Here is a 26,561-nt window from a genome sequence, read left to right as displayed (position 1 = left end):
ATGATTAGTATTATCATTCCTGTTTTTAATGAGCGAAACCAACTGGATCAATTGTTTGATCATTTAGAGGTGTTTAATCCAGATATTCCGCATGAGCTGATCTTCGTGGATGGGGGCAGCCGGGACGGTACAGCCCATTTAATCAGGGCGGCAGGCTACTCAGTCGTTAACTCCCAGCCGGGGCGGGGGCAACAGCTTCATACAGGTGTGCTTGCCAGTCAGGGTGAAATCTTATTCTTTCTGCATGCAGATTCTTTCTTTAAAACTTGCCCTCTTAAGGAGGTACAAAAGAATGGTCAGGAAGTCCCCTTTGCTGCCTTTCCCTTGCGCTTTACCAGTGAGGATTGGCGGATGCGTCTGATTGCAGCAGGATCCAATTGGCGGCTAAGTCACCGCCATATTGCCTTTGGAGACCAGGGCATGCATATGCGCCGCGATTTTTACCAGGCTTTGGGAGGCTTTCGTTCCTACCCGTTAATGGAAGACTATGATCTTTCGATTCGGGCCAAGGAGGCTGGTGTTTATTGCCGGGTGGCAGAGCAGAAGATCTATACCTCAGCGAGACGCTTTGAAGCTAAGGGCTATCTGAGAACCCTATTTAAGATGCAAAGAGCCCAAGCCCTATTCAGGCAGGGAAAGTCGATTGAAAGTATTCAAAAATTTTACCGCGATAAATAAGTAATTGAGAAGAAGAGAGGAAGATTAGATGCATTGGACTAAAAAAATTTTAGCAGTATGTGGACTAGCTAGTTTTCTTTTAGGGGCTTGCCAAGGGCAAAGTTCAACAGCTAGCGACTCAACGCAACCAGCCCCTCCTTCAAAAGAGGAGACCCATCTGGTCAAAGCAGGCGAAAGCAAGAAAGAGGATATTTTTGTGGATGCCGCTTGGGCTAAAGACCAGATTGACCAGCAGGATACAGCCAAGATTCTAGAGGCAGGTTATGGTGATGCAGCCTACAAAAAAGGCCACCTGCCAGGTGCTCAACTCATGGATACGATGGAGATTGAGACAGAAGAGAGTGATTGGAATCTCTTAGCAGATGATGACTTGGTCAAAGCCTTTCTCGCTAAGGGGGTAAGCAAGGATACACCACTTTTTGTTTATGGTGAGGATGTCAATGCGGCTTCCCGTGTGGCCTTTGCCGCTTACTACCTGGGTGTAGATGAAGTGCACATTATTGACGGTGGTAAAGCAGCCTGGGAGAAGGCAGGTTATGAACTTACTGAGGAAAGTCCTCAAGTTACCGCAGCTAAAGATTTTGGCGGGGATTATCCAGGTCGGCCCGAAGCCTATATTAAGACGTCGGATGACCTCCTAGCAGCTAAGGAGTCCCAACCAAACTTGGTGATTGCTTCCGTTCGCTCTTGGCCTGAGTTTATTGGTGAAACATCAGGTTATGACTACATTGACAAGGCAGGCGAGATCAAAGGAGCAGTCTGGGCCAAAGCCAGCGAAACAGCAGCTGACGTCAACTATCTAACCAATGAAGATGGCACAATTCGTGAGCCACAAGCAGTATTTGCTGATTGGGAAGAATGGGGAATTAGTCAAGATAAACCGGTAACATTCTATTGTGGAACAGGCTGGCGTAATACTACAGCCTTCTTTGTTGCTAAACAAGCAGGCTGGCATGATATTTCGGTCCAAGATGGGGGTTGGTATGAATGGAATTTAAACCATCAAAAAAATCCAAGCAAGTACCCGGTACAAGTAGGAGATCCCCGCGGAAATGATGTGGAAATCCTTGATTAAGTCAAGGCCTGTCCAGCTAGTGATCGCAAGTTTGCGTGGCTTACAAGTTCTCGCGCTCTTTTTAATGACGCAAGTTAGTGGTTTTTACGCGAATCATTTGAATTTTATGCGGTCAGTACTCTATCGTTCAAGGAAAGCTGAACTTTATCATGATTTTTGGACCTGGATACTGCCTAGCTTGTGTCTTATAGTGGCCGTTATACTTCTGCTTCGTTACAAACGGCGATCAGCCTATGGAGCGCTAGTCTTGACTTTAGCCTTTACGTTCTATAGTTTATTCTGGACCTTCGACCAATTGGAAACCTACTATCTCTACTATTTGCTTCTACTTGCTCTAAGCCTCTTCCAAATGATCATTGCTGGGATAAAGGCTAGGTCTAGAAAGGGTTTAACCGATGAAAGTAGCCATTGATTTTGACAATACTTTTTTTACGGCTAATCGTGATGTGGATGATGGGATGGCGCTGCTTTATTTATTAGGCTGTCCTGAAGTGGAGCTGATCGCTGTGACATCGACGTTCGGGAATAAGGGGATCGACCTGGTGGACCGGGATACCCAGCATCTCCTAGAGACGCTTCAGCTTGATCTGCCCTATGCTAAGGGCGGTCAGGCTTGTGGCGATTATCTCAATCCAGCTAGTCGTCTTCTGGCTGATTTGGCTGCCCAATATGCAGGAGACTTGTATGTCTTGGCGACAGGATCTCTGACGAATCTTATGGGAGCTTCTCTTCTTAATCCAGATTTCTTTGATCAAGTTGCTGGTTTTAGCTTGATGGGAGGCACTACGGCGCCCCTGAACTTCGCCAAGCAGGAAATGTTGGAATTGAATTTCTCCTGTGATCCTCAAGCTGCCTATCAAGTCTTAACCAAGGGGCATAATGTCCGTGTCATGACAGGCAATCATTGCTTGGACCTGCTCTTTACCCAGGAGCAATATGAAGCAGCTTTCGACCGAGTGGAAGGCCCTATTGTCCAAATGATTCAAAAATATTCAGCGCCTTGGTTTCGCGATAATGACTTAGAGTATGGCATCAAAGGCTTCTATAACTGGGATAGCCTGGCAGCGGCCTGCCTCGTTCATCCAGAATACTTTTCTTTAGACCAAGAGAGATATTGGCTGAGTGTAGAAGGCCTAGCTCGAGGACGCCTTCACTGCCCGAGCCAGGACCCGACCCAGTATGTGGTGACTAAGCCTTACCAGCAGACGCTGGTCACGACACCTAGAATTACTAAAAAAGAGGCACTAAAAGATCATCTCTACCAGACTTGGTTGTCCCTCGATGATCAGCAAAAATGAAAGGAGAAAATAATGTCAAGTGATTTTATTGACCGGATCGAACCTGAATACCGGAAAACCTCAGCGATTACTACTCTGCAAGTGAATATTGGTAAGGTATGTAACCTGCGTTGCCGGCACTGTCACGTGATGCGCGACTCGAAGAATGAAATGATGTCGCCCGAGATTATGGATGCCTGCATTGAATTTCTCAAGGCCCATGATGAAGTGACGACCCTGGATATTACAGGGGGAGAACCTACTATGCACCCAGGCTTCACCTATCTGGCAGAGAAAGGGGCTCCCTATGTGGACGAAGTGATTGTCCGAACGAATGGGACTTTTTTGAATAAAAGAATGCGTGAGTTCTATCAAAAATATCCTGTGACGATTTTTATTTCGATGCCTTGTTACACTGAAGACAATGTGGATGTCGTACGCGGTAGCGGGGTCTTTAAGAAGTTAATCAAGGTCCTCCAAGAACTGAATTCTTATGGCTATGGCATTGATAAAGACCGACCTTTAAACCTCGTCCATAATCCGCTAGGGGCCACTTTACCCCCAGAGCAAAACGCCTTGGCGGTAGACTATCGCAACCACTTAGGTCAGTATGGCATTGAATTTACGAATCTATATACCATTACCAACCTGCCTATGGGCTACTTTGAAGATTTCCTAAATGATATGGACTATTATGACGAGTATATGGATATCCTTCGCAATGCCTTTAATCCCGTGACGGTACCTAATCTGATGTGCCGGTCCCAGCTGTCAGTGGGTTACGACGGCCAACTCTATGATTGTGACTTCCATCAAATGTCTAACCTGCCGATTAGTACGGGAGATACAATTACCGATGTGATTGATAAAGAAGATCTTGGACGGGAGATCCTCTTCCGCGATTATTGTTATGGCTGTACAGCTGGTTTTGGTTCATCTTGTGGAGGCGAATTGACGACAGAATGTCCAGCCCAAGTCGCCTTGGCTGAAGCGTAGGAGGTTTTTGATGAAAAATATTGTATCAACTGAAGAATTAGCGAGTCAGCTAGCCGATCCAAACTTAGTTTTGGTGGATGCTACCGTTTTCTTTAATGATCCAGAAGGAGAGTTCTTGCGCTCTGGTAAGGACCAGTATGCGGCCAAACATTTACCAGGGGCTGTCTTCTATGACCAACTGGCTGAAGCAGCAAGTCATGACCCGATTCCCTTCCAAGTCACTGCCCATGAGCCTTTCGTGAAAAATATGGAAGACTTGGGGATTGCTGAAGATAGCCAGGTTGTTATCTATGACAGTGGAGCCCAAGTCGGCGCGGATTTTACAGCGAATATGTGGGCGGCACGCTTGGCCTGGCAGCTGGCTTATGAGGGCTTTCCCGAAAAACAAATTGCTATCCTTGAGGGGGGCTTGAATAAGTGGGAGCGTGAAGGTCGGGCCCTAACAGAAGAAATACCTGAAAGCAAGCAGGGCCAGCTAAGCTTGCAACGTCGAGAAGACCTGCTTGCTGATCTGACGGAAGTGGAAGCAGCCGTCGAAGATCCGAGCGTTGTGATCTTAGATAGTCTTCCTAAGGCCCAATACGAGGGGGAATTTGCTGGCTTCGGTGACGACCGAGTGGGACACATTCCATCCGCAGTTAATGTCTTCTTCGGGTCCTTATCTGATCCTGAGACAGGCGCGCTCTTGCCTGAAAAAGATTTGCGGCAGGTCTTTGCAGACTTTGCTGTGCTCGATCCTGATAAGCGCGTCATTACCTATTGCGGTTTTGGGATTGCGGCTTGCTGGCTCCGAGCTGTTCTGAATTATCTTGGTCAAGACCAGGTTGCCATGTATGACGGCTCCTTGATGGAATGGGCCACGCAGACAGATAAGCCCTTGGAAGTATAAGTATAATGTTAGTCAAGCCAGAGTTTGTCTGCTCTGGCTTTTATTGAATTAAAAAGGAGAAGTTTATGACGAGTAATGAAGTGATGTGGGCCTTTCTTACGATTTATGCTATTTTGATGTTTTTATTATCGCCAAAGTTTGTTGATTTCAGTGGGTATTTTAGAGGAACGAATAAGGAAGGTAAGGATTCTTCGCTCCCCTTACTAACAGCAACCATTTTTATTAGTTGGATTTTTGCTAAATCAGTAACTAATGCAGCTAATTTAGGGGCTCAGTATGGAATTGTGGGAGGCTTTGCCTACGCAACTTATTGGCTATGTATTCCCTTAGCTGGTTTTGTTATCTACCGTTTACGTAAAAAATTTGGAGCAAAAGGGATTATTCCTTTTCTCAATCATAATTATGGCCCTTGGGCGGGAATTTTCTTTACTTTGGCAATTTTTACACGCTTATTCAATGAGATTTGGTCGAATACCTCAGTAGTAGGTGGTTATTTTGGGGCGTCGGGATCTACTCCCTTTATACTTGCCTCTGTGATATTTTCCGTAATTACCCTAGCTTATTCTGTCCGTGGTGGTTTGCGGAGTGCGATTGTAACCGATATGATTCAAAGTATCATTTTTATTATTTTTATGGTGGCTGTTTTTGCATTGGTGCTGCCTAATCGTCCGATGACTGATTATGTTCAGTCAGGGAATTGGACTTTGCTAGGGGGAGTAGACATGCTTTTAGTATCTGCTGTTCAAATTTTTAGCTATCCTTTCCATGACCCAGTTTTAACTGACCGGGGCTTTATCTCAGATGAGAAGAAGATGCTCAAGGCTTTTATCATAGCGGGCCTAGCGGGTTTCGTATCGATTGTGCTTTTCTCTTTTGTTGGCATCTACGCCAAGATGGAGGGGATGGCTTTAACGGATAATATTCCAGTAGCTGTTGCCCAGTCACTGGGAACTGCCGCCCTTGTTATTATGGCAGGGATTATGGTGTCTTCAGCGGGGTCGACTCTTGATTCTGCGCTTTCAAGTATTGCGAAATTATCTGCTATTGACGTGCCTCATTTGCTGGGTATTCGCTTGACTAAGAAAAAAACACGATTTATTGCGATGCTGACTATGGTGCTTTTTGCAATCTTGGGGAATTTACCCATGTTTTTTGGAACAAGCATCCTTAGTGCAACAACCATCAGTGGCACCATGGTTATGGGCTTTGCGCCTATTTTTTGCCTTCATGGTTTTGTGCCAACAAATAAGTGGAGCTTCCAACTGAGCTTTTGGATAGGTATCATAATTGGTTTGCTTTATACTTTTGGGCTTGTCCCAAGTATCTTTGCTATTGGGGCTGGAGATAGCGCCTTGCTTTTAGGGACCAATGTTTACGGCTTGATCCTTTGCACTTTAGGCTATCTTTTGCCAGGACTCTTAGAAAAATTTCAAAGTAAAGGAGTCGAATAATATGAGACCAGGAAGACTTTGTCCAAGCGATTACGCCATAGAAGAGAAGGTCTATGAAAAAGATTTTCCAGATCACGATAAAGGACTTTACATTATTGGCGGCCTCTATGGAAATCCCTATGCCTTGGATGAGATTGAGGCTATGCAAGTCAGGGATCCTGAGCCGGTATCTCTATGTTTTAATGGGGATACTCACTGGTTCGATTGTGACCCAGACCTTTTCCAAGATTTGGAAGAGCGGCTTAACTGCCACTATCGGTCGCTAGGCAATGTAGAAGCTGAACTCTTGAGAACTGGCGACCAAGAAATTGGCTGTGGATGTGCTTATCCGTCGTCAACTTCAGATGCAGCGGTAAGTCGGTCAAATGCCATTCATAAAAGGCTTAAGGAAATGGTGAGGGAGTCTCAAATACCAGTAGATTCTTTTCAAAATCTCGGTAAAGTCCAAGTTTTTACAGTTTATGGCTTACGTCTCCTTGTCTTGCATGGGGATGAAAAGTTTTTAGCAGGTTGGGGGTGTTCAGCAGAGTCCCTACAAGAGCCAGGTCGGCAACAGGAACTTGAAGCTTTTATGGAGAGCTATCAAATCGATGTCATTGCCTGTACCCACACTTGTTCCCAAGTTATTTATGAAGGCAAGGCAACTTTAGTTATCAATAATGGATCTGCAGGTATGGGGACTTTAGCTGGGGATCCGGCGGGTCTAATTATCCGTTTGGGGCAAGTTGCCCATCCAGATGCTATTTATTCCAAAAAAATGAATCACGTATATGTGGAATTGCTAAGGGTGGCCTACGATTTAGATTAATTTATGTCTGATTTTGATCAGCTCTGGCCATCAGGGTCGGCAGCAGCAGTTTCTTATAGAGAAAGATTGATTCAGGGCACGAGTCTCCCTTTGCGCATCTATTCGCCAAGTCTTTAATAACTTGAGTAAAGCGGAAGTTTTTTGATGTTAAGCTTTATGAAAATATGCTAAGATAAGGTATCATAGCAAAAAGGTAGGCGGTTTCATAATGGATCAAATGACAGCAGTTGAAAGATATCAGGCGCTTAAGAATGGGCAGAGTGTTGACCGGGCCCCAGTCATTCTTTATGACAACCTAATCGCTGCAAAATTAGTAGGCATGACCTACCAAGAATCTGAATCCTCTGCTGAGGCTTTGGCTAAGAAGCTCGTGGCTTCTTACCAAACATTTGGTCACGATGCGGTTTCTTTGATTTACTCTACTAAGAATTTCACCAAGCTTTTGGGGACGGAAGTGAAAGTGGCTGAGGATGCCCCGGCTTCAGTTAGCCGCTACGCTCTGGATGATTTGGCTGATCTCGACTGCTTACCCTATGATGCGGTTCATTTTGACAACGATCTTGGCCAGCAAAAAGTGTTCCAAGCGGTGAAAATTATCCAGGAAGAAACGGATGGCCAGGTCTACTGCCGGATCCATATGCCGGCCCCCTTTACAGCAGCTGCTGGGCTTATTGCCCCAGAGAAATTGCTTCGGGCCACCCGCAAGCAAAAAGATGAACTCAACGCCCTGCTTAACAGAGTCTTGGCGATTTTAAAGGATGTAGTGGACCAGTTTAGTCAGCTCGAAGGGACTTATATTTCTCTTTCTGACCCTGTGGCTTCGGGTAGCTTGATTAGTCCGCGGGTCTACCGTCAATTTGCCCAAGGCTATACCCAAGAACTCGTGAACTACATCCACCAAAAAGAATCTTTTGTGGCCTTACATATTTGTGGGCAAACGGAAAAAATTTTAGCGGATGTAGTAGAGACAGGGGTCGATGCTTTCAGCGTGGACCAGGTGGTTGATTTAGCCAAGGCTAAGGAAATTTTGGCTGACCACTTGCAAGTTCAAGGGAATATCGCTCCCGTTGATTTGCTCTGGCAGGGTGATCCTCAAAGCATTAGCCAGGCGGTAGAAGCGGCCTATGCCTGCATGGGGACAGATCCCATGCGCTTTGTGCTGGCTCCTGGCTGTGATGTCCCGGCGGAGAGTCCCTTGGAGAATATCCATGCCTATATGGATGCCGCCCGTCGTTTTGGGCAAGTGACTAGTAAGTAGAAAAAGGAGGAGTTATCTATGACGCAGGCAGGAGCTTATCGCATTGGTGTCGATATTGGCGGCAGCAAGCTTTCTGTTGCGCTCGTTAATGACCAACTAGAAATTGTTAAGAAGTATTATCGCAAAATTTCTGGACTCGGGAGGGAAGACTTGTTTGACCTCGTGAAGGAATTAATCCAAAGAGCTCTCCAGGAAGCAGGGAAGGCCAGCGTACGGGGGATTGGTTTAGGTATTCCCGGTAAGGTGGACCGAGACCGTGGGATTGCGGTCTATCAAATGATGATTCCTTGGGCAAATTTTCCGATTGTGGACCGTTTAGAGGAATCTTTCGACCTGCCCATTCGTATCGATAATGATGTGGCAGTCGCGGCTCTAGCAGAATACCAGCTGGCCCAGCGCGACCCAGAAGAGACCTTTAGCTATGTAACCGTGTCCACCGGGATTTCCTCACAGAGCTTTGTTCATGGTCAGATGATACGCGGCTCCGGCTTTGCAGGGGAAACGGCGCTAGTCCCCGTCTCTTACCGGAATCTGGAGTGTTTAGTTCAGCACCTGGCGTCAGGAACAGGCATTCAAGACCGGGGACGGCAGCTCCTAGATCGTCCCGACTTAGCCACGGTTGACATCTTTAACCTGGCCCAAGCCGGCGACCGGCAAGCCCAGGAGGTCATCCAGGAGGGGGCAGAAGTCTTGGCATGGTCCCTCTATCAGATTATCTGTGTGCTCGATCCAGCGGAAATTGTTCTTGGTGGCTCGGTGATTTTAGAGCAGGCTGGCTACTTGCAGGCTTGTAAGGAAGCCTTAGAGCCTATGCTCTTCCCCGACCAAGCCCATGTGCTAGACCATATATCTGCCAGCTCGCTGGGTGAAAACAATGGCCTCTTGGGGGCGGCGGCTTTAATTGACTAGGGAAGGAAAGAAGCTATTGACGCAAAAGACACACTTATTCTTTGATATGGATGGGCTCTTGATTGATACGGAGGCCCTATATTTTGAAACTCGGCAGGCCGCTCTCCTAGCCCATGGTTATCCTTATTCTAAGGAAGACCATGCGGCTTATGCGGGCCGGGGCTGGCGCTATACCCTGAGCCGCCTGCAAGACTTAGCTGGCCCGAGCCAGGGGCAGGAAATTTTTGACCAGGCTCTGGCAACTTTCAGAGAGGGCGTTGCGGCAGGACGCTTGCAGCTAAAACCTGGCGTTGAAAAATTGCTAGCCTTCGCCAAAGATCAGGGCTATGTCTCTTATATCACCTCCGCTTCGACCCGCTATAATGTGCTGACGATGACGGAAACGACAGGTATCCAGCCCTATTTTGAAGCCTATGTATGCGGGGAAGATATTGAGCGCTCTAAGCCCTATCCGGATGTCTATGAAGAAGCTCTGAAGCGGGCAGGGATAGCTAGGGAAGCCGCTTTGGTTTTTGAAGATTCTGAATCAGGCTTCCTGTCAGCCCGAGCATCTGGCCTCGATACGGTGCTTATTCCCGATTTATTGCCGGCCAGTCCCCAGATGAGAGACCAGGCCTGCCTGTGCTTGGATCAGATTGATGAAGTTATTCCTTACTTGATGGATGAAGAATGGAGGTCTTTATGACTTTAAAATTTTTGCAACCGACGATTCGCCAGTTTGGCAACCAATCGATGGCAGATGAAGAGAGGCTCGAGGATCTTTTTTTTCTCCAGGATGAGCAGGGTGGGGCGCAGTTAGCCCTCGACCTGGACCAGAAATCCTGGGTCAATTTGAATAGGGATACCAGCCTGCCTTGGAATGGTTTAACTGGCTCTTACCGCCTAGCCTTGGTTTTACCGGAAGGCTTGGAAGGGCGGCTGAGTTTTGAAGGGGCAGTCCTTGATGATGACCAGCAATACAAGAAGGACCGTATCCTCCACCGGGAAGCGGCCTTCTTAGACCGGGGGACCCACTGCCTCTGGGTGGACTTGAAGGGGACACGTCCCGGCAAGCATGAAGTTCAAGCCAAGCTTTATTATCGGAAGGGCTTCGAAGATGAAGACTTGGTGAGTCAGACCTCTCTCATCGTTGAAGTGGCTGACTATGCCTATCCCGAAGACCAGCCCTTCTTCCTTGATCTCTGGCAACATTTGACGGCCCTTGCTCGCTATTATGAAGTGCCGCTCTGGTCCGATGACCACTTTAAACTGATTGAAAACTATATCCAACCACTTGCGGAAGCGGGCCAGAAAGTTTGTGACTTGGTGATTTCTGACTATGCCTGGGCTGGCCAGGCTTGCTACCAGGTGAGCGATAATCCTAGCAGCCTCTTTGAATATAAGATTGTTGGCCTCAGTCGCCGTGAGGGGGAATTAGTGGCTGACTTCACCGCGCTCGACCGCTATCTGGACCTCTGCTTGAGCTATGGGATGGCAGAAGAAATCAACCTCTTTGGCCTCCTAGGGAATTGGGATGCCTATGCTTTCGGCAATCCCCTTGTCGATTATGAGGACCCAATCCGTGTCCAAGTCTATGACGAAGACCAGGGGACAGTGAGCTACCTGCGCACCAAGGCCGAGTTAAAAACCTATCTGGGACTCGTCTTTGACCACATGCAAGACCGTGGTCTCTGGGACCGGGTGAAGGTGATTTCAGACGAACCTAATGATCCCGACCGCTTTGCGAAATTTGAAGACTTTCTCTCTTCAGCCAGTAAGGAAGCCATCAGCTTCAAGCATGCCTGCCTACATAGCGATTTCTTAGAGGCTTACCAAGGAAACTTTGAAAGTAACTCAGCCATCTCTTCAATTCTGATTGATAAGCTGGATGATCCAGATTCACAAATTTGGCAGAAGCGGGCAGAGATGACTTGGTATTCCTGCTGCTTCCCTCAAAATTTGAATGTCTTTGTCCGCAGTCCCTTAATGGAATCACGTTTGGTCGGCTATCTGACCTATGCTTTCGGGGTGAAGGGTTTCTTGCGTTGGAATTATTGCTTGTGGACTGCCAATCCCAACCGCGATATCCGCTATAAGACCTACAAGTGGGCAGCCGGTGATATGTTCTTTGTTTATCCTGGCGCTAACGGCAAGCCTGAATTTAGTTTGCGTTGGAAACAGCTGGTTTTTGGCTTGCAAGATTATCGCTTCTTTAAGGCCATTGAGGCTGAGGTCGGAGAAGACCAGGTACAAGCCCAGGTCCAGCGCTTGACGGGGGATATTCGTCAAATGACCTATGATTCAGAGAAGGATACGATTGATACACATTACCAAGATGACTTTGCTTTATTACAGACGATCAAGCGGGACTGCCTCGCCTTGTTAGAGAAGAAATAAAACGAGTCCTAATAATTAGATGGAGGAAAAACCATGAAAAAACCTTTTAAATACTTAGCCTCAACGTCTCTACTCCTGGCCTTCTTGGCTGGCTGTTCCAATGCGGGCATGGGGATCGGGGAAGAATCGTCGAGTGCCCAGGATAATACCGATCCCCAGAGCGAAGAAGCAGCTGGAAACGGCGAAAAACAAGAAATTTCTTTTATGATTCCAGAATACGGCCAACCGAGTGACGAGATGCTCAAAGACTTTGAAAATGAGACAGGCATTAAGGTTAATGTTATGCCAACTTCTTGGGATGATATCCGCGATAAGATTTCAACCGCTGCTGTAGGGAAGAAGGCCGCAGCCGATGTCTTCGAAGTGGACTGGTCCTGGGTAGGAGAATTCAAAGAAGCCGGTTGGTTGGCTCCCCTGGAAGTTGATGAAGCGACCGTCAAAGATATCCCTTCACTGAAGACCTTCCAAGTAGGGACCGACTACTATGCCATCCCTTATTCCAACGAGTACCGGATGTCTTACATGAACCAGAAACAATTTAACCAAGCCGGCCTAGACCAGGCGCCTCAGACCTGGCAGGATGTGGTCCAAGCAGCTGAGCAGATTAAGGACCAAGGAGTGGTTAAATATCCGGTGGCTCTTCCCATGGCTGCAGACGAGAATACAACCACTTCTTTCTTGACTATTAATTATGCGCTGACAGGCGAAGTCTTCAATAAGGACAATACTCTCAACCGGGATAATGCCTTGGAAACCTTGAAGATCATGGATGAGCTCAACCAAAAAGAATTAGTGGACCCTGCCTACCGGACGACCAATGAAGGCAAGTATGACCTCATCAAGAAGGGGGAAGCCTCTTATGCGGTTGCGCCTTCCTTCTATGCCATTCGCGTGGATTCGGAGAAAGACTCAGCTGTCCAAGGCGAGGTAGAGGTAGTGCCCCTTCCTGGTAAGGATGGCCCATCAAACCGGACCGATTCCTTTGTTGAAGCAGTTGGTGTCTCCCCATATAGCGAAAATCCTGAAGCTGCGAAGAAATTCGTCGACTGGTACACTTCTGAGGAAACCCAAAAAGAACTCTTTAAAGAAGTTGAAATCCTGCCTACTCGCAAGTCTGCCTTACAAGCGGTCGTATCAGACGGGCAAATCCGTGAATCAGAGGAAATGTTGCAGCTTGCTGATATGGTCGGCTCACCTTTCCCTAACGGCGTGCCTAAATACTATACAGAAATGAGTACAGAAATCTTCAATACCATTAGCGAAATGGCTAACGGGAAGTTAACACCAGAAGAAGCCGCTGACCAAATGACAGAAAAAGTAAACGCCATCGTCGAGACAAATGCCTAATTAGGAATTTTCTACTTTTAGTGTTGGTAACTAGCGATTTATTAAAGAATCATTTTTATATCAGCTTGTTTTGAGCAGGAGTGGAGCTTTGAAGTTGGCCCTTAGTCATGAAAAAGCAAGCCAAGGGTGCGAGGACTAGCGGGAGAAATAGACCTCTGGAGCAAAGAGCAAGAGAAGACTGTAAGTCTTCGGTGGATCTTTGTGAAGAGGAGCTATTTCTGCTAGCCCGAACCGATGCTGCTATAGCCGTTGGAGCGTTAGCGACTTACGGATATAGTACAAAACGGCGAAAGCCGTTCTTGGTCCTCCAAGATTCAAGGGCCAAATTCAAAAGCGAAACGGATGCTCGCCAATACGATTTGGGAAAGAATCTAATGAATCTGCTTTGTCGGAGGCTGGACAATCGAACCAGCCTCTTTTTTGTTAAGCTTTGAAGGAGGTCTATGATGTTTAAACGCTTCAAACCTTGGTTGCTACTGAGCCCCATGCTCGTGATCATGCTGGTCTTTGTGGTCTACCCCATTTGCCGGACCTTGGTCTATAGTTTCTACCGCTTAAAATTAACTGAGCCCGGTAATGTGCGTTTTGTGGGCTTAGAGAATTACCTGACCGTTTTACAGTCTTCGGACTTTTACCAGGCTCTCATCAATTCCTTGCTGGTTTTAATTTTTGTCCTGGTTATTGGTTTGATCATGAGCTTAGCCATTGCCCTGATGCTCAACCGCCGACATGTGATAACGCCAGTATTGACGGCGATTGCGATTATCCCTTGGGCTCTACCCCCAATTGTTAATGGGATTATATGGAATTTTATCTTTTATCCAGGCTACGGTTTTTTAAACAAGCTATTGATAAACTTGCAACTGATTGACCAACCCATTGCTTGGACGGCCAATCGCTGGATGCTCATGATGATTGCTGCCTTGGTTGTGGCTTGGCGGGTGATCCCTTTCTGTGCCTTGCTTATCTTGGCTAACTTGCAGACTATCCCCCGCGAGCTCTATGAGGCAGCCCGAGTGGACGGGTCCACAGCCTGGCAGGATTTCCGCATGGTCACCCTGCCTCTTATTTGGCCCTCCATTGGTCTGGCCTTGATCCAAATGACCATGGCGGCCTTAAACGTCTTTGATGAAATTGTAGCCCTAGCTGGTTATCGCTACGAGACCCAAACCCTCTTAGTTTATAATTACATGAACACCTTTTCATTCTTGAACTTTGGTTTTGGCTCTGCGATTACTTATGTGATTACGATTCTATCGGGCATCTTAGCCTTTGTTTATATTCGTAAAATGGCAGAAAAGATATAGGAGGTAGTAGGAATGAAAGAACGTCGGTCGAGCCGTATGCTCTATTGGCTCATGGCAGGAATATTTTTGATCTTTAGCCTGGGCCCCCTGCTCTGGACAGTGATTTTGACCCTGACACCGGAAAAGGAAGTGCTAGCAGCGACGCCCCACTTGTTGCCGAGTCAGATTGACTTCAGCAATTACCAGCTAGTTCTCGATCCCCATAGCTCAGCCCATGAAACTGTGATGCGGGGCTTGGGGAATTCTTTGAAGATGGCCTTGGTGACTGTTATTCTGGCCTTGCCGATAGCGGTAGCTTCTGCCTATGTTTTTGTGCGCCAGGACTTTAGAGGGCGGAAGTTTGTCCTGTATTTCTTGCTCTTCACCATTGTGATTCCGGTTTTTACCACGATTATCCCCCTCTATGCTATGTTTGCGGAGAGGGGCTGGTTGGACCAGAGCTTTTGGGTAGCCATTGTCTATGTTTCCGCCTTCTTGCCGGTGACGACTTGGATGGTCCAGTCTTATTTTAGGGCTATCCCTAAAGAACTCTGGGAAGCAGCTCGAACGGATGGTTGTACGGAATGGCAGGCCTTTACTAAGGTGATATTGCCCAATGCTAAACCTATTTTAATTACAGCTTTTCTGATGCTGGTCCTGATGTCTTGGAGCCAGTATCAAATTCCTATGATTTTAACCAGTTCCCAGGAGACCAAGCTGATGACGCTGGTGATGTCGGAGTTTATGACCCGTGATTCCATTCATTATGGTCTCGTTGCAACAGCAGGTGTCTTTGCGATTGTGCCACCTGCCCTCCTGGCTTTGGTATTTAGACGGCATTTAATTTCGGGTTTAATGGCAGGAGCAGTGAAAGGATGAGTGAAATGATGCCTAGTGATGAAGAAATTCTTGCCTTATTGGATGCAGGCCAGCCGCATTTTAGCCTTTGGAAGGACCTAGTGAGTCAGCTAGGGGCAAAAGATTGGCAGAGGGCTCAGGATGTTTTAGCAGATACTTGGCCCGAAGTTGGTGACCAGCGGCTAGCTATGATCCAGCGCTTAAAGCCGAGCCAGCGCTTAGCCAGTCTCTTTCTCTTACTTCCCCAAGCTGCTGAACGCTATAAGTCCCAGGGGCTTCCCTTGGGTATTTTACAAGCTAGTTTGGGCGATTTGTACTTGCGTGAGCGCCTCTATTATGAAGCCCATGGGACTTTAGGGTTGACTGCAGATGATGGCCAGTGGTTGCTGCGCATTTTTGATTTAAAAATCTTCAAGTTAGGGACTTTGCAATTTGAGTGGACTCACTGGATGAATGCCCCAGACTACTACCACCTGCCAGAAGAGGACTTGGCTTTTTGGCCAGAGGGAACCCCCTTATTAGCGGTTCATATCATGGAGGGGAGTGAGCTCAGCTTGGCCAATTGCCAGGCCTCCTTTGACCAGGCAGAAGCTTTTTTTAGCCAGCATTTCCCTGGTGAAGCCTATCAAGCTTTTAGTTGTTTTTCCTGGCTCTTGTACCCAGGCTTATGGCAAGTGCTCGGTGAAGGAAGCCGTATTCGCCAGTTTGCTTCCTTCTTTCACCTGCTGGCAAGTACGGATTGGCCGGATATGGCAAGGGCTCGCATTTTAGACCAAGCACCCACTGTCTACCAAGGCTCGCGTTTGCAGGGGCTAGCTCGGTCAGGAGCAGATATTTTAGGGGCAGGTCTTGCTTACCGCCCCATGATTAAGGAGGAAAGAAATGGCAAGTATTGAATTTAAAGGGGTCACTAAGCGCTATGCTGAAGGGCAAGCCGCCGTCCGAGACTTTAACCTTAAGATTAATGACGGTGAACTCCTCGTTTTGGTGGGGCCATCGGGTTGTGGCAAGTAGACTTTGATGCGGCTTTTAGCTGGGTTAGAAAGCTTGTCTGAAGGGGAGATCTTGATCGATGGGCAGGTTGTCAACGACATCGACCCTAAAGACCGGAATGTGGCCATGGTCTTCCAGAATTATGCCCTCTACCCCCATCTCAATGTGCGTCAGAACCTTGGCTTTTCTTTGAAATTAAGAAAGGAAAAGCCTGCAGTAATTGACCGCCGGGTTGAAGAAGTGGCCCAAAAATTGGACTTGGCCGACTTGCTGGACCGCAAGCCCAGCCAGTTGTCGGGTGGGCAAAGGCAGCGGGTAGCCTTGGGACGCGCGATTGTGAGAGAACCTAATGTCTTCTTGCTGGATGAGCCCTTATCCAACTTGGATGCTAAGCTGAGGGTGCAGATGCGCTATGAGATTTCGCGCATCCAACAGGAACTGGGAGCGACCATGCTTTATGTGACCCACGACCAGACGGAAGCCATGACCATGGGGGACCGCATTGTCGTTATGCGTGATGGTCGCATCCAACAGTTGGGCCGTCCGGACGAGCTCTACCAAGCTCCTGCCAATTGCTTTGTCGCCGAATTCCTAGGCTCGCCACAGATGAATATATTTCCGACTGTCTTGGATGACCAGGTCTTAAATTTATGGGGGCAGGCGTATACGACACCTGGCCAATTAAGCCAGGAGACTTGTCTTTTGGGCGTCCGGCCTGAGAATCTTGAAGTCGTGGCGGGAGCAAGTCATCGCTTGACTTTGGTCGAGAACCTAGGTAGCGAGCGCTATCTCTATCTGGAAGGGGAAGAGGGTCGGCTTTGCGTGAAGACAGACAGCCAAGCCCCATTGGAAGTTGGCCAAGCCTATTCCTTACAGATTAAAGATCCGAGGGCCTTATCTTATTTCGATCCGCAGACTAAGGAAGCCTTACTTTAACTAAAGGGGCACAGATCTCTCTAGAGTAAAACTATCTCAGAACTCGTCAATTTAAGTAGTTCTGAGATAGTTTTTTTGTATTTATTTTGTTCTTATTTGTTTATATTTTTGGCTTAAGTTTTATCTTTTCCATATCGTTGGTTATCGGCTCTTCCTATCAGCTAGCTAAAAAATGCAAGAATAGTAAGCTTTTAGGCTATTTTTGCTTTGCCTAATAGGTCAGACCGTCTTTGACTTGGAATTGACAGGAGCTGGGGGGACCGGCTATGATTTAGCTTGTAAAAAATAAGTGATTGAAAGGAGTGAGGGAATGGATTGGGAATTCATAGGGGCGGTCTTACCGGAATACCTCAAAGCAGCAGGGCTTACTTTTGCCCTGGGTGGACTGGGTGTTGTCCTGTCGCTGATTTGTGGCCTAGCTTGTGCTTTGGTCCGCTATTGGCGCCTGCCTGTCCTAAGCTACCTCGTCCAAATTTATATCGAACTGTCCCGGAATACCCCCTTGGTCATCCAGCTGTTCTTTTTGTATTATGCCTTACCCAAACTCGGTGTGGTCTGGCCATCTTCTGTCTGTGCAATTGTCGGCTTAACCTTCTTGGGATCTTCTTACATGGCTGAAGCTTTTCGCTCAGGCCTCGAAGCGGTCCCTGAGAACCAGTTGGAGGGGGCCTACAGCCTGGCTTTAACCCGCCAGCAAGCCTTCCGCTATGTCGTTTTGCCCCAAGCCTTGGCGACTTCGGTACCGGCCCTTATGACGAATGTGGTCTTTCTGATTAAGGAAACCTCCATGTTCAGTATTGTGGCTCTGGCGGATCTTATGTATGTGGCCAAGGAGCATATTGGCCTCTATTACAAGACAGACGAGGCCCTTCTGCTTCTAGTTCTGGCCTACACCGCCTTGCTCTTGCCGCTCTCGCTTCTGGGACATGCCCTAGAAAGGAGGCTCCAGCATGGCTAATTCAGGTCTAGAAATTCTCTTTGAAGGGAATAATTTCCTACGTTTACTAGAAGGACTTTGGGTGACGGTCAAACTGGCCCTGGTTTCCATGGGCTGCTCCTTAGTCCTGGGGCTCTTCTTAGGCGTCCTGATGACGAGCCGCTACCGGGTCATCAAAGCCATCTTGCGGGTTTATGTCGAATTTGTCCGCGTGATGCCGCAATTGGTCTTAGTTTTCTTGGTCTATTTCGGAGCAGCTAAGCATTTGAATTTGAATTTCTCTGCTGAGGGAGCGGCAGTCCTCGCCTTTACTTTCTGGGGAACTGCGGAATTGGCAGAACTGGTGCGGTCAGCGATCGAAGCCCTGCCCCGGCAACAGACGGAGAGCGGCTTGGCCCTGGCTTTGAGTCGTAGCCAAGTCTACCGCTATATTATTATGCCGCAGATCATCCGCCGCCTCCTTCCTTCCATCACAAGTCTGATGACCCGGATGATTAAGACGACAGCTATTGTAGTCCTTGTTGGGGTGGTTGAAGTGATTGCAGTAGGCAAGCAGATTATTGATATGAACCGCTTCGATTATCCGGGTGGAGCCATCTGGATTTATGGGGCAATTTTCTTCTTATATTTTGCGGCCTGCTATCCTTTCTCAAAGATCAGTCAATATTTAGAAAATAAGATGCAAGAAGGAGGTCACTAATGGCAGACTTATTGATTGAAGTTGATAATTTACACAAATCCTATGATGGACAGACTGAGGTGCTCAAGGGCATCTCCTTAGCTGTTGAGCGGGGAGAGGTAACGGTCATCATTGGCCCTTCAGGCTGTGGCAAATCGACTTTCCTGCGCTGTCTCAATGCCCTCGAAGTGATCGATGCCGGTGAGATCCGCTTTAATGGCCAGCCCATGGGCCAGTCGGAAAGTGAGATCCGGGCGCTGAGAGAACAGGTGGGGATGGTCTTTCAATCCTATGACCTCTTCCCCCATCTATCCGTTATTGATAATCTGATCCTGGCTCCCTGCAAGGTCCAGCAGCGTGACCGGCTAGAGGCTGAAGCGGAGGCCCGTGAGCTCTTAGCCAAGGTTGGACTGGAAGACAAGGCAGCAGCCTATCCCCGCCAGCTTTCTGGCGGACAGAAGCAGCGGGTAGCGATTGTCCGGGCTTTGATGATGCATCCAAAAGCGCTTTTGTTGGATGAAATAACTGCTGCCCTGGACCCTGAGTTGGTCCGAGAGGTCTTAGATGTCGTTTTAGAGCTCGCCAAAGAGGGCCTGACGATGGTGATTGTGACCCATGAAATGGCCTTTGCCCAAGCAGTGGCTGACCAATTGCTCTTCTTCGATGGGGGAGAGATTGTCGAGAGCAGTCACGACCCCCAAGCCTTCTTCCAGGCGCCCACGACCCGGCGTGCCCAGCAATTTTTAGACCGTTTAACATTTGACCGATAAAAGGAGAAAAGAAAATGAAGAAAAAAATATTCGCGCTCTTAGCACTAGTAGCTTTATTCCTTACCGCTTGTCAATCTGGCCAGCAAACAGACAAAGATCCTGCAGCGACGGCCGGCAAGCAGGCAGCGGCCCGCAGTCTAGCGGAGATTAAGGACTCAGGCAAAATCCGCATCGGTGTCTTTGCAGACAAGATGCCCTTTGGCTATGTCGATGATAAAGGCCAGCCCCAGGGTTATGATATCGAACTCGCTAAGAAAATTGGGGAAGACCTCTTAGGGAGTGCCGACAAGGTAGAGTTTGTCCCCATGGATGCAGCTAGTCGGGCTGAATTCTTGAAGTCCGGGAAAGTTGATATCACCCTGGCCAACTTCACAGTGACCGACGAGCGCCGCGAGCAAGTGGACTTCGCTCTCCCTTACATGAAGGTAGCTATCGGGGTCGTTTCACCAGAGAAGGGCCTAGTCACCGATATCAACCAGCTCAAGGATAAAAAGTTAATCCTGGTGAAGGGCACAACAGCAGAGAACTACTTCCAAAAAGAAGCTCCTGACATCAAAAATATCGACAAGTATGACGCCTACCAAGAAGCTTATGATGCCCTAAGAGATGGCCGGGGTGACGCCTTCTCCACGGATAACACAGAAGTTCTGGCCTGGGCCAATGAAAATCCTGGCTTCAAAGTAGGCATTGAATCCCTTGGGCAAGAAGATACCATTGCCCCAGCTGTTCAAAAAGGAAATCAGGAATTGAAAGATTACTTGGATGACTTGATTGTGCGTTTAGGTCAAGACCACTTCTTCACCAAGGCTTATGACAAGACCTGCCTGCCCGTTTATGGCAAGGATGTTGATCCTAAGCAGATTGTCCTTGAAGGCGATGACCTCAAAGCTTACTATGATGCCTTTAACTACGCTAAAAAATAAAATGCAAATCAAAAATCCCGCTAGCTAGCAAGCTGGCGGGATTTTTGATGGATTGGCTGGCGGCCAGTATCGACTGTTGTCGCAGGCGCCAGACCTCTTATAGGCTTCCCATTTTATACTCGAAAAGTTTATCTGGTTCTTCAAGGCCAATATTTCTTAAGCCGCGACGTTTGAGCCGGGCAACAATTTTTTGAAGTTCAGGATAAGAACAAGTATCGGAAAGGAAGAATGTCAGGTGGCAGAGGCTGGGGTCTTCGAGATCGGTCAAAGTAATCATGCTATTGATCGAGCAGACCCGGCTAATAATCTTCGTCACCTTGGACATGGTCCCCCTTGATTCTTGAGGAACCGTAACGGTTAAGATATAGCTGCTGTCATTTAACTTCCAAGAATGACTGAGCATGCGCTCGAATTGATGGTGGGTGAGCAAGCCGAAGAAGCGGTTGTCTTGGTCGAGAACTGCGATATAGGGCAAGTCACGGATATTAAAGAGCACACGGTAGAAGGAACTATCCACACTTACATATTTAGTGGCGTTCTTGAGCAGGAGGGTGACCGGTTCGTCGAGTGATTGGCCCTCCGCTAGCCTTTGATAGAGATGTGAGCGGTAGATATTACCTCTAAAAATCTTCTCATTGTCATCTAGGATGGGAATGCAGCGGAATTGGTGATCTTCTAAAATAATCAAGGCATCACGCATCGTTGTAGATGCCGTAACATAAACCACATCTTTCTTTTGAATGGTAAAAGATGAGATATTCATTGCTGGGATACCATCCTTTCTGTTGACCGTATACAAGTATAACACACCCCCTCAGATAATGAGAAGGATTTAAGTTTTATTGGAGCTAAGAATAGAAAAATTTAATCTAAAAGCTCCTTTTTCTTATTGAAAAACCAAAAATGTACCACAAAACAGACTTTAAAAAGGCTTTTTAAGACTTAGACCCCTGATTCAAGTGTTAACCCCTTACATTTTCTAAGAACTTTGCTATAATAAAATAAAGGTCATAAGCCTTTATAATATCATGTGGACTTAATGAAAGGAGAGATGCAATCGATGGCAGAAGTAAAAATGCAGAAAGTCGATTTAACAAAAGCACCCTATAATTTAGATGAAAAAGGTGTTCAATGGGTTGAAGACACCATCAAAAACATGTCAATTGATGAAAAAATTGGCCAATTATTCTTTAATATGGGGGCTAGCGCAGAAGAAGATTACTTAAAGAGCGTTCTTGATACTTATCATATCGCAGGGGTTCGCTACAATAAATCTGATGCGGATACCGTCTACAATCAAAACAAGATTCTCCAAGAAAACTCTAAGATTCCTGTTTTAATCGCAGCGAATACAGAAGCAGGTGGGGATGGTGCTTGTACTGACGGGACCTATGTTGGACATGAAGTGAAGTTAGCCGCTACTAACGATCCTAAATATGGTTATGAAATGGGGCGGATTGCAGGGGACGAAGCTGCAGCAATCGGCTGTAACATGTCTTTTGCACCAATCGTTGACTTACAAAGCAACTGGCGTAACCCCATTATCTCTGTTCGTACCTGGTCAAGTGATGTTCAAAAAGTCATTGATTTCTCTCTAAACTATCTCAAGGGAATCTCTGAAAAAGGCATCATCGCAACTGCTAAACACTTCCCTGGGGACGGGAATGACGAACGTGACCACCACTTATCATTCGCAACCAACCATTGTTCAACTGAAGAATGGGATAATTCATATGGTAAGATTTATTCTTCACTCTTTGATGCAGGTCTACCCGCTATCATGGCAGGACACATTGGCTTACCATCTTATGCTAAAACCATTAACCCTGACATCTCAGAATCAGAAGCGATGTTACCAGCTACCCTTTCTCGTGAAATCCTCCTTGGCTTACTCAAAGACAAGATGGGCTTCAACGGGGCAGTTATCACAGATGCTTCCCACATGGTAGCGATGACTGGTGCTTTATCACGTCGCGACATCTTACCAACAGCCATTGCTTCTGGTTGTGACCTCTTCTTATTCTTTAATGATCCAGACGAAGACTTCCAATGGATGAAGGAAGGTTACGAAAACGGAACAATTACTGATGAACGTTTAGAAGATGCCCTTCGTCGTACCCTTGGCTTGAAAGCTTCAATTGGTCTTCACGAAAAAGATCCTAAGAGCTTATTAGCGCCTAAGGAAGAAGCCTTGGCTCATATCAACACTGAAGAAAACCAAGCAATGGCTCGCGAAGTAGCTGATAAAGCCATTACCTTAGTGAAGAACAACCAAGAAGATATCTTCCCTGTAACACCTGAACGTTACAAGAATGTTCTCCTTGTAATGAATGAAGGCGTTAAGGGCGGCTTCGGTCAATTGATCGCTTCAAAAGAATCCCCAGCTGATATCATGAAGGAAATCATGGAAAAACGTGGCTTCAATGTTGAAGTTTGGGAATCAACTGAAGATAAAATTATGAAGTTACCTAAGGAAGAACGTTCAGCTGCTGTTGCTAACGTTTACGCTCAAAAACAACCAATCGCTAAGCTTACTGATAAGTATGACTTAGTAATTAACTTAGCTAAGATTGCGGCTGGTACTGTTCAACGTGTAGCGTGGCCAGCTTCTAAGGGGACACCAGATAGCCCATTCTATGTGAATGAAATTCCAACCATTATGGTATCTGTTAACCACCCATTCCACCTTGTTGATGTGCCTCAAGTACAAACTTACATCAATGCTTACGATGATAAGCCATTCAACTTAGAAATCTTGATGGACAAATTACAAGAAGGGCCAGAAGCCTTCAAGGGTGTTGACCCAGTGGATTCATTCTGTGGTAAAGAAGACACTTACTATAATGTTAAAGAGGTTTACGAAAACCGTATCAACCCAGCTAAAACAAAAGCATAGATCCTGCGCAATAAATCGATGCATAAAGAGAGGGAGCTTATTAGCTTCCTCTTTTTTAGCTCTGCCTAACTTAGCCCTGGTGCTTGCAATTTATGGAGGCAAAAGCTATACTTGAAAGTAATAGTGAGTATTTTCTCATTAATGAAATTAAAGATATGGAACAAAGGAGTAATGTCATAAATGGAAGGTCCCGGTGCCGAGACGGCAATTGTTAGTCAACTGTTAATTATCTTAGTTTTGACGCTGATCAACGCTTTTTTAGCAGGTGCTGAAATGGCTTTTGTATCAGTCAACCACCAAAAGATTGGTCGTTTAGCTGATCAAGGAAATAAGGCCGCTAAGAGAGTTCAAGCCTTGCTTGATGATTCGGATGCCTTTCTATCAACCATCCAGGTGGGAATAACTTTTGCAGGCTTCTTCTCTTCTGCTCAGGCAGCCACAACTTTTGTGGGCTATATCCGCCCTTATCTGGGCCAATTGCCAGGTGCAGATATTCTAGCTTCAGCCTTGGTGACCCTGGTCCTTTCTTATATTTCCTTGGTTTTTGGTGAACTTTTTCCTAAACAAGTTGCCATCCAATTCCCCGAGAAATATAGCATGATGGCTTCGGGAGCGATTGTTTTTTTGAAGCGCCTCTTTACACCTTTTGTCTGGTTACTTACGGCCTCGACGAATTTATTGAAACGGCTTGTGCCTATTGACTTCACTAAGAAGGATGAGCACTTGACCCGCGAAGAGATGCGCGCTTTGATTGAGAACAGTCAGACAGACGGGGCTATCGATATGACGGAATTCCGCATGATGCAAGGGGTTCTCTCCTTGGATAGCAAGCTGGCTCGTGAAGTGATGGTACCGCGGACAGATACTTTTATGTTAGATATTGATGACCCTGATTCTTTTAATGTTCAAGAGACACTGAGTTCCCAATATTCACGTGTTCCTGTTTTTGCAGATGATAAGGATGATATCCTAGGCATCGTCCATGTGAAAGATATCTTGCGCCAGGCCCACAAGAAGGGCTTCGACCAAGTCCGCATTAAAGATGTGATCAAACCGGCCTATTTTGCACCAGAAACGATTTTTATCGATGATCTGATGCTGCAATTTAAGAAGGACCATCAACATATGGCGATCTTAAAGGATGAGTACGGTGGGGTGGTAGGGATTGTTACCTTAGAAGACCTGTTGGAAGAAATCGTTGGTGAAATTGAAGACGAATATGATGAAGCCAATAGTGAATACCGCCAGTTGGATGAGTCAAACTATGCGATCGACGGCATGTTACCTATTTACAAGTTCAATCAGATTTTCCAAACGGATATTCAATCGGATGAATCGGATACCATAGCCGGTTATATGATCGAACAACTAGGCCACTTTCCTGAAGACGGGGCAGCTGAACATTTACAAATTGAAAACTATGAACTGTTAACTACACTTGTTGAGGAGGGGCGGATCCGCGGCATCCGAGTGACCCGCCTAGCAGAAGATGCTAGCCAAGACGATGAAAACAAAGAAGATGACTAATAAAGAAGGTGGACAAGCGGGCAGGTTGAGAGCCCAGGCCTTGCCCACTCTCTTTTTTTGAGGAAGGAAGATTGGAATGCACAAGTTAAATGAAATGATGGACCGAGCAATCGTCAAGGAAGAGGTACTTGACTTTATGCGCCAGGGGCAAACGGAATTTCCGGCTCCGCTCAAGGCCATTGAAGAGGATGCCCATGAACGCCGGGTCCCTATCATCCCCCATGAAACAGCCGTCTTTCTTGACTTCTTCCTTAGCGTGACCCAGGCAAAAGAAATCTTAGAGATCGGTACAGCTATTGCCTTCTCCGCTTCTCTTATGACTTACGGCTATCCCGACCGCCATGTAGATACGATTGATCGCTACGATCTGATGATCCAGGAAGCCCAGCAGAATATTGGCAAACTTGGCCTAGAAAACCAGATCCAAATTCTCCAGGGAGAAGCTGCGGAGATCTTGCCTCGATTAACCAAAAACTATGACTTTATCTTTATGGATTCTGCCAAGTCCAAGTACTATGAATTCTTTCCCTACTGCTTAGACCGGCTCAAACTAGGTGGTGTCCTCATGATTGACGATATTTTCCAAGGAGGAACGATCTTTAAGGACCCCAAAGAAGTGCCCCGGCGAAATCGAGGAATGAATGCTAAGTTGAACCGTCTCTTAGAAGCCTGTCTGGGGCGCCCTGAATTAAAAACCTCGCTGCTCCCCCTAGGCGATGGGGTCCTCATGGTGCAGAAGCTCCAAGATACGGACCACTTTAATTATATGAAGGAAGGCTAATCAAAAGGCGCTGATCTATTGAAGAGATCAGCGCCTTTTCTATCGATAAGTTTGCTATTTTAATTTGGCCATAAATTTTTCTGTGTTAACAATGGCTCGTTTGTGCTTAGCTTCCCCGACTGTTTGGCCATTTTGGTCACTTGCTTGAATGACTAAACTGATAACATTCTTTTTAATTTTTTTGATATCAGCATCAATGGTAATTTCACTGCCGACAGCAGAGGGGGCTAAGTGTTTGAAGTCAACCTCAATGCCAACGGTCGTTTCGCTGCCTTGGCAATGACTCAAACAAATTTCAGAAGCAACATTTTCCATATAAGCCAAGAGGACAGGGCTAGCAAGAACCTCTAATTCCCCTGAGCCAACCTGTTTGGCACTTTGCTCTGGACGCACTGTAAAAACTTTTTTCATAAAATCCTCCCTGATAGACTTGACAATATAACACTTCTCTTGTTATTATATCAAAGTTGCTTGTCGGCGCACAGTCTAAAGGCAACTTAATTATTTTAGTAAAAAGGCTTGACCTTTAAACTGAAATGAGATATACTTGAGATCCGCTTGAGAGAGCGGTGAGAAAAAGTTAAAAACATTTTCAAAAAAATGTGTTGACAAGTCCAAAAGACTTCGATATACTAAATGAGTCGTTAAGTTAGCGCTTACATAGCGTTGGCAAAGCGATCGGTCATCTTCAAAAAAACTTCTGAAACTTTTAAAAAAGTTCTTGACAAGTTTTCGGAGAAGATGATATACTAATTAGGTCGCTTCAACGAGGCGATGAGATAGACCTTTGAAAACTGAACAAAGAAGACGAACCAATTGTGTAGGGCATCAACCTCGAGTTGATGAACCAACAATTCAAACAATAAATAGTTGAGCAAACAACTATAAAAAGTCAGCAATAACGAGCTTAT

At 46.5% G+C, this 26,561-nt stretch carries 24 protein-coding genes and 1 pseudogene; 23 read left to right on the top strand and 2 right to left on the bottom strand.

The window, feature by feature from the left end; genetic code table 11:
* The 20 genes and pseudogenes from QP860_RS05885 (at nucleotide 1) to QP860_RS05790 (ending at nucleotide 20,446) form a co-directional block, all read left to right on the top strand.
* The gene (locus tag QP860_RS05885) at nucleotides 1-678 is read left to right on the top strand and encodes a TIGR04283 family arsenosugar biosynthesis glycosyltransferase (RefSeq protein ID WP_284911267.1); all 678 of its coding nucleotides are present in this window, start codon (nucleotides 1-3) and stop codon (nucleotides 676-678) included.
* A gap of 28 nt (nucleotides 679-706) precedes the next feature.
* Nucleotides 707-1,753, top strand: a complete 1,047-nt coding sequence (locus tag QP860_RS05880; RefSeq protein WP_284912350.1) for a sulfurtransferase — start codon at nucleotides 707-709, stop codon at nucleotides 1,751-1,753.
* A gap of 395 nt (nucleotides 1,754-2,148) precedes the next feature.
* Nucleotides 2,149-3,051 (top strand): nucleoside hydrolase, encoded by a 903-nt coding sequence (locus tag QP860_RS05875; protein WP_070618216.1) that lies wholly within the window; start codon nucleotides 2,149-2,151, stop codon nucleotides 3,049-3,051.
* Nucleotides 3,052-3,063: 12 nt separating this feature from the next.
* Entirely contained in the window at nucleotides 3,064-4,026 is a 963-nt protein-coding gene (arsS, locus tag QP860_RS05870) for an arsenosugar biosynthesis radical SAM (seleno)protein ArsS (RefSeq protein ID WP_070618213.1), read from the top strand.
* Between the two features lie 10 nt (nucleotides 4,027-4,036).
* Nucleotides 4,037-4,915, top strand: a complete 879-nt coding sequence (locus QP860_RS05865) for a sulfurtransferase (protein ID WP_070618211.1) — start codon at nucleotides 4,037-4,039, stop codon at nucleotides 4,913-4,915.
* A 65-nt stretch (nucleotides 4,916-4,980) separates the two neighbouring features.
* Nucleotides 4,981-6,366, top strand: coding sequence for a hypothetical protein (locus QP860_RS05860; protein ID WP_284912349.1), 1,386 nt, complete (start codon nucleotides 4,981-4,983; stop codon nucleotides 6,364-6,366).
* Between the two features lies 1 nt (nucleotide 6,367).
* On the top strand, nucleotides 6,368-7,174 hold the full coding sequence (locus tag QP860_RS05855) for a metallophosphoesterase family protein (RefSeq protein WP_284912348.1): 807 nt from the start codon (nucleotides 6,368-6,370) through the stop codon (nucleotides 7,172-7,174).
* Nucleotides 7,175-7,382: 208 nt separating this feature from the next.
* Entirely contained in the window at nucleotides 7,383-8,432 is a 1,050-nt protein-coding gene (locus QP860_RS05850; RefSeq protein ID WP_284912347.1) for a uroporphyrinogen decarboxylase family protein, read from the top strand.
* 18 nt (nucleotides 8,433-8,450) lie between these two features.
* The gene (locus QP860_RS05845) at nucleotides 8,451-9,341 is read left to right on the top strand and encodes an ROK family protein (RefSeq protein ID WP_284912346.1); all 891 of its coding nucleotides are present in this window, start codon (nucleotides 8,451-8,453) and stop codon (nucleotides 9,339-9,341) included.
* 16 nt (nucleotides 9,342-9,357) lie between these two features.
* Entirely contained in the window at nucleotides 9,358-10,026 is a 669-nt protein-coding gene (locus QP860_RS05840; RefSeq protein ID WP_284912345.1) for an HAD family hydrolase, read from the top strand.
* Nucleotides 10,023-11,717, top strand: a complete 1,695-nt coding sequence (locus QP860_RS05835) for a DUF4091 domain-containing protein (protein WP_070618193.1) — start codon at nucleotides 10,023-10,025, stop codon at nucleotides 11,715-11,717. The genes QP860_RS05840 and QP860_RS05835 overlap by 4 nt, the downstream gene beginning before the upstream one ends.
* Nucleotides 11,718-11,750: 33 nt before the next feature.
* On the top strand, nucleotides 11,751-13,064 hold the full coding sequence (locus QP860_RS05830; RefSeq protein ID WP_284912344.1) for a sugar ABC transporter substrate-binding protein: 1,314 nt from the start codon (nucleotides 11,751-11,753) through the stop codon (nucleotides 13,062-13,064).
* 446 nt (nucleotides 13,065-13,510) lie between these two features.
* On the top strand, nucleotides 13,511-14,371 hold the full coding sequence (locus tag QP860_RS05825) for a carbohydrate ABC transporter permease (RefSeq protein ID WP_083294349.1): 861 nt from the start codon (nucleotides 13,511-13,513) through the stop codon (nucleotides 14,369-14,371).
* A gap of 12 nt (nucleotides 14,372-14,383) precedes the next feature.
* A complete protein-coding gene (locus tag QP860_RS05820) occupies nucleotides 14,384-15,229 on the top strand; it encodes a carbohydrate ABC transporter permease (protein ID WP_284912343.1) in 846 nt (281 codons plus the stop codon).
* Nucleotides 15,226-16,104, top strand: coding sequence for an acyltransferase domain-containing protein (locus QP860_RS05815; RefSeq protein ID WP_284912342.1), 879 nt, complete (start codon nucleotides 15,226-15,228; stop codon nucleotides 16,102-16,104). Before QP860_RS05820 ends, QP860_RS05815 begins: the two co-directional genes overlap by 4 nt.
* A pseudogene (locus tag QP860_RS05810) lies at nucleotides 16,091-17,137 on the top strand (ABC transporter ATP-binding protein). The gene QP860_RS05815 and the pseudogene QP860_RS05810 overlap by 14 nt, the downstream one beginning before the upstream one ends.
* A gap of 310 nt (nucleotides 17,138-17,447) precedes the next feature.
* On the top strand, nucleotides 17,448-18,095 hold the full coding sequence (locus QP860_RS05805; RefSeq protein WP_284912341.1) for an amino acid ABC transporter permease: 648 nt from the start codon (nucleotides 17,448-17,450) through the stop codon (nucleotides 18,093-18,095).
* Entirely contained in the window at nucleotides 18,088-18,774 is a 687-nt protein-coding gene (locus tag QP860_RS05800; protein WP_284912340.1) for an amino acid ABC transporter permease, read from the top strand. Before QP860_RS05805 ends, QP860_RS05800 begins: the two co-directional genes overlap by 8 nt.
* A complete protein-coding gene (locus tag QP860_RS05795) occupies nucleotides 18,774-19,523 on the top strand; it encodes an amino acid ABC transporter ATP-binding protein (RefSeq protein ID WP_284912339.1) in 750 nt (249 codons plus the stop codon). Before QP860_RS05800 ends, QP860_RS05795 begins: the two co-directional genes overlap by 1 nt.
* Nucleotides 19,524-19,537: 14 nt before the next feature.
* Nucleotides 19,538-20,446 carry a cysteine ABC transporter substrate-binding protein gene (locus QP860_RS05790; RefSeq protein WP_284911251.1) on the top strand — a complete coding sequence of 303 codons (909 nt, stop codon included), beginning with the start codon at nucleotides 19,538-19,540 and terminating at the stop codon, nucleotides 20,444-20,446.
* A 97-nt stretch (nucleotides 20,447-20,543) separates the two neighbouring features.
* Here the strand turns inward: QP860_RS05790 and cbpA are convergent, their stop codons facing one another.
* On the bottom strand, nucleotides 20,544-21,245 hold the full coding sequence (gene cbpA / locus QP860_RS05785; RefSeq protein ID WP_284912338.1) for a cyclic di-AMP binding protein CbpA: 702 nt from the start codon (nucleotides 21,243-21,245) through the stop codon (nucleotides 20,544-20,546).
* A gap of 276 nt (nucleotides 21,246-21,521) precedes the next feature.
* Between cbpA and QP860_RS05780 the strand changes: the two genes are divergently transcribed.
* The 3 genes from QP860_RS05780 (at nucleotide 21,522) to QP860_RS05770 (ending at nucleotide 25,650) form a co-directional block, all read left to right on the top strand.
* A complete protein-coding gene (locus QP860_RS05780) occupies nucleotides 21,522-23,342 on the top strand; it encodes a glycoside hydrolase family 3 protein (RefSeq protein WP_070618386.1) in 1,821 nt (606 codons plus the stop codon).
* A gap of 180 nt (nucleotides 23,343-23,522) precedes the next feature.
* The gene (locus tag QP860_RS05775) at nucleotides 23,523-24,869 is read left to right on the top strand and encodes a hemolysin family protein (protein WP_070618163.1); all 1,347 of its coding nucleotides are present in this window, start codon (nucleotides 23,523-23,525) and stop codon (nucleotides 24,867-24,869) included.
* A gap of 76 nt (nucleotides 24,870-24,945) precedes the next feature.
* On the top strand, nucleotides 24,946-25,650 hold the full coding sequence (locus QP860_RS05770; RefSeq protein ID WP_284912337.1) for an O-methyltransferase: 705 nt from the start codon (nucleotides 24,946-24,948) through the stop codon (nucleotides 25,648-25,650).
* 54 nt (nucleotides 25,651-25,704) lie between these two features.
* Here QP860_RS05770 and QP860_RS05765 read toward each other — a convergent pair whose 3' ends face one another.
* Complete coding sequence (locus tag QP860_RS05765; protein ID WP_067973186.1) at nucleotides 25,705-26,061, bottom strand: thioesterase family protein; 357 nt, start codon at nucleotides 26,059-26,061, stop codon at nucleotides 25,705-25,707.
* Nucleotides 26,062-26,561 lie beyond the last annotated feature (500 nt).

Origin of the sequence: Aerococcus sp. UMB1112A, assembly GCF_030230715.1 — a bacterium.
In the GTDB taxonomy this organism is placed as follows: Bacteria; Bacillota; Bacilli; order Lactobacillales; family Aerococcaceae; genus Aerococcus.
Note: the sequence above shows the minus strand (reverse complement) of the source record. Positions and strands in the feature narration are given on the sequence as shown.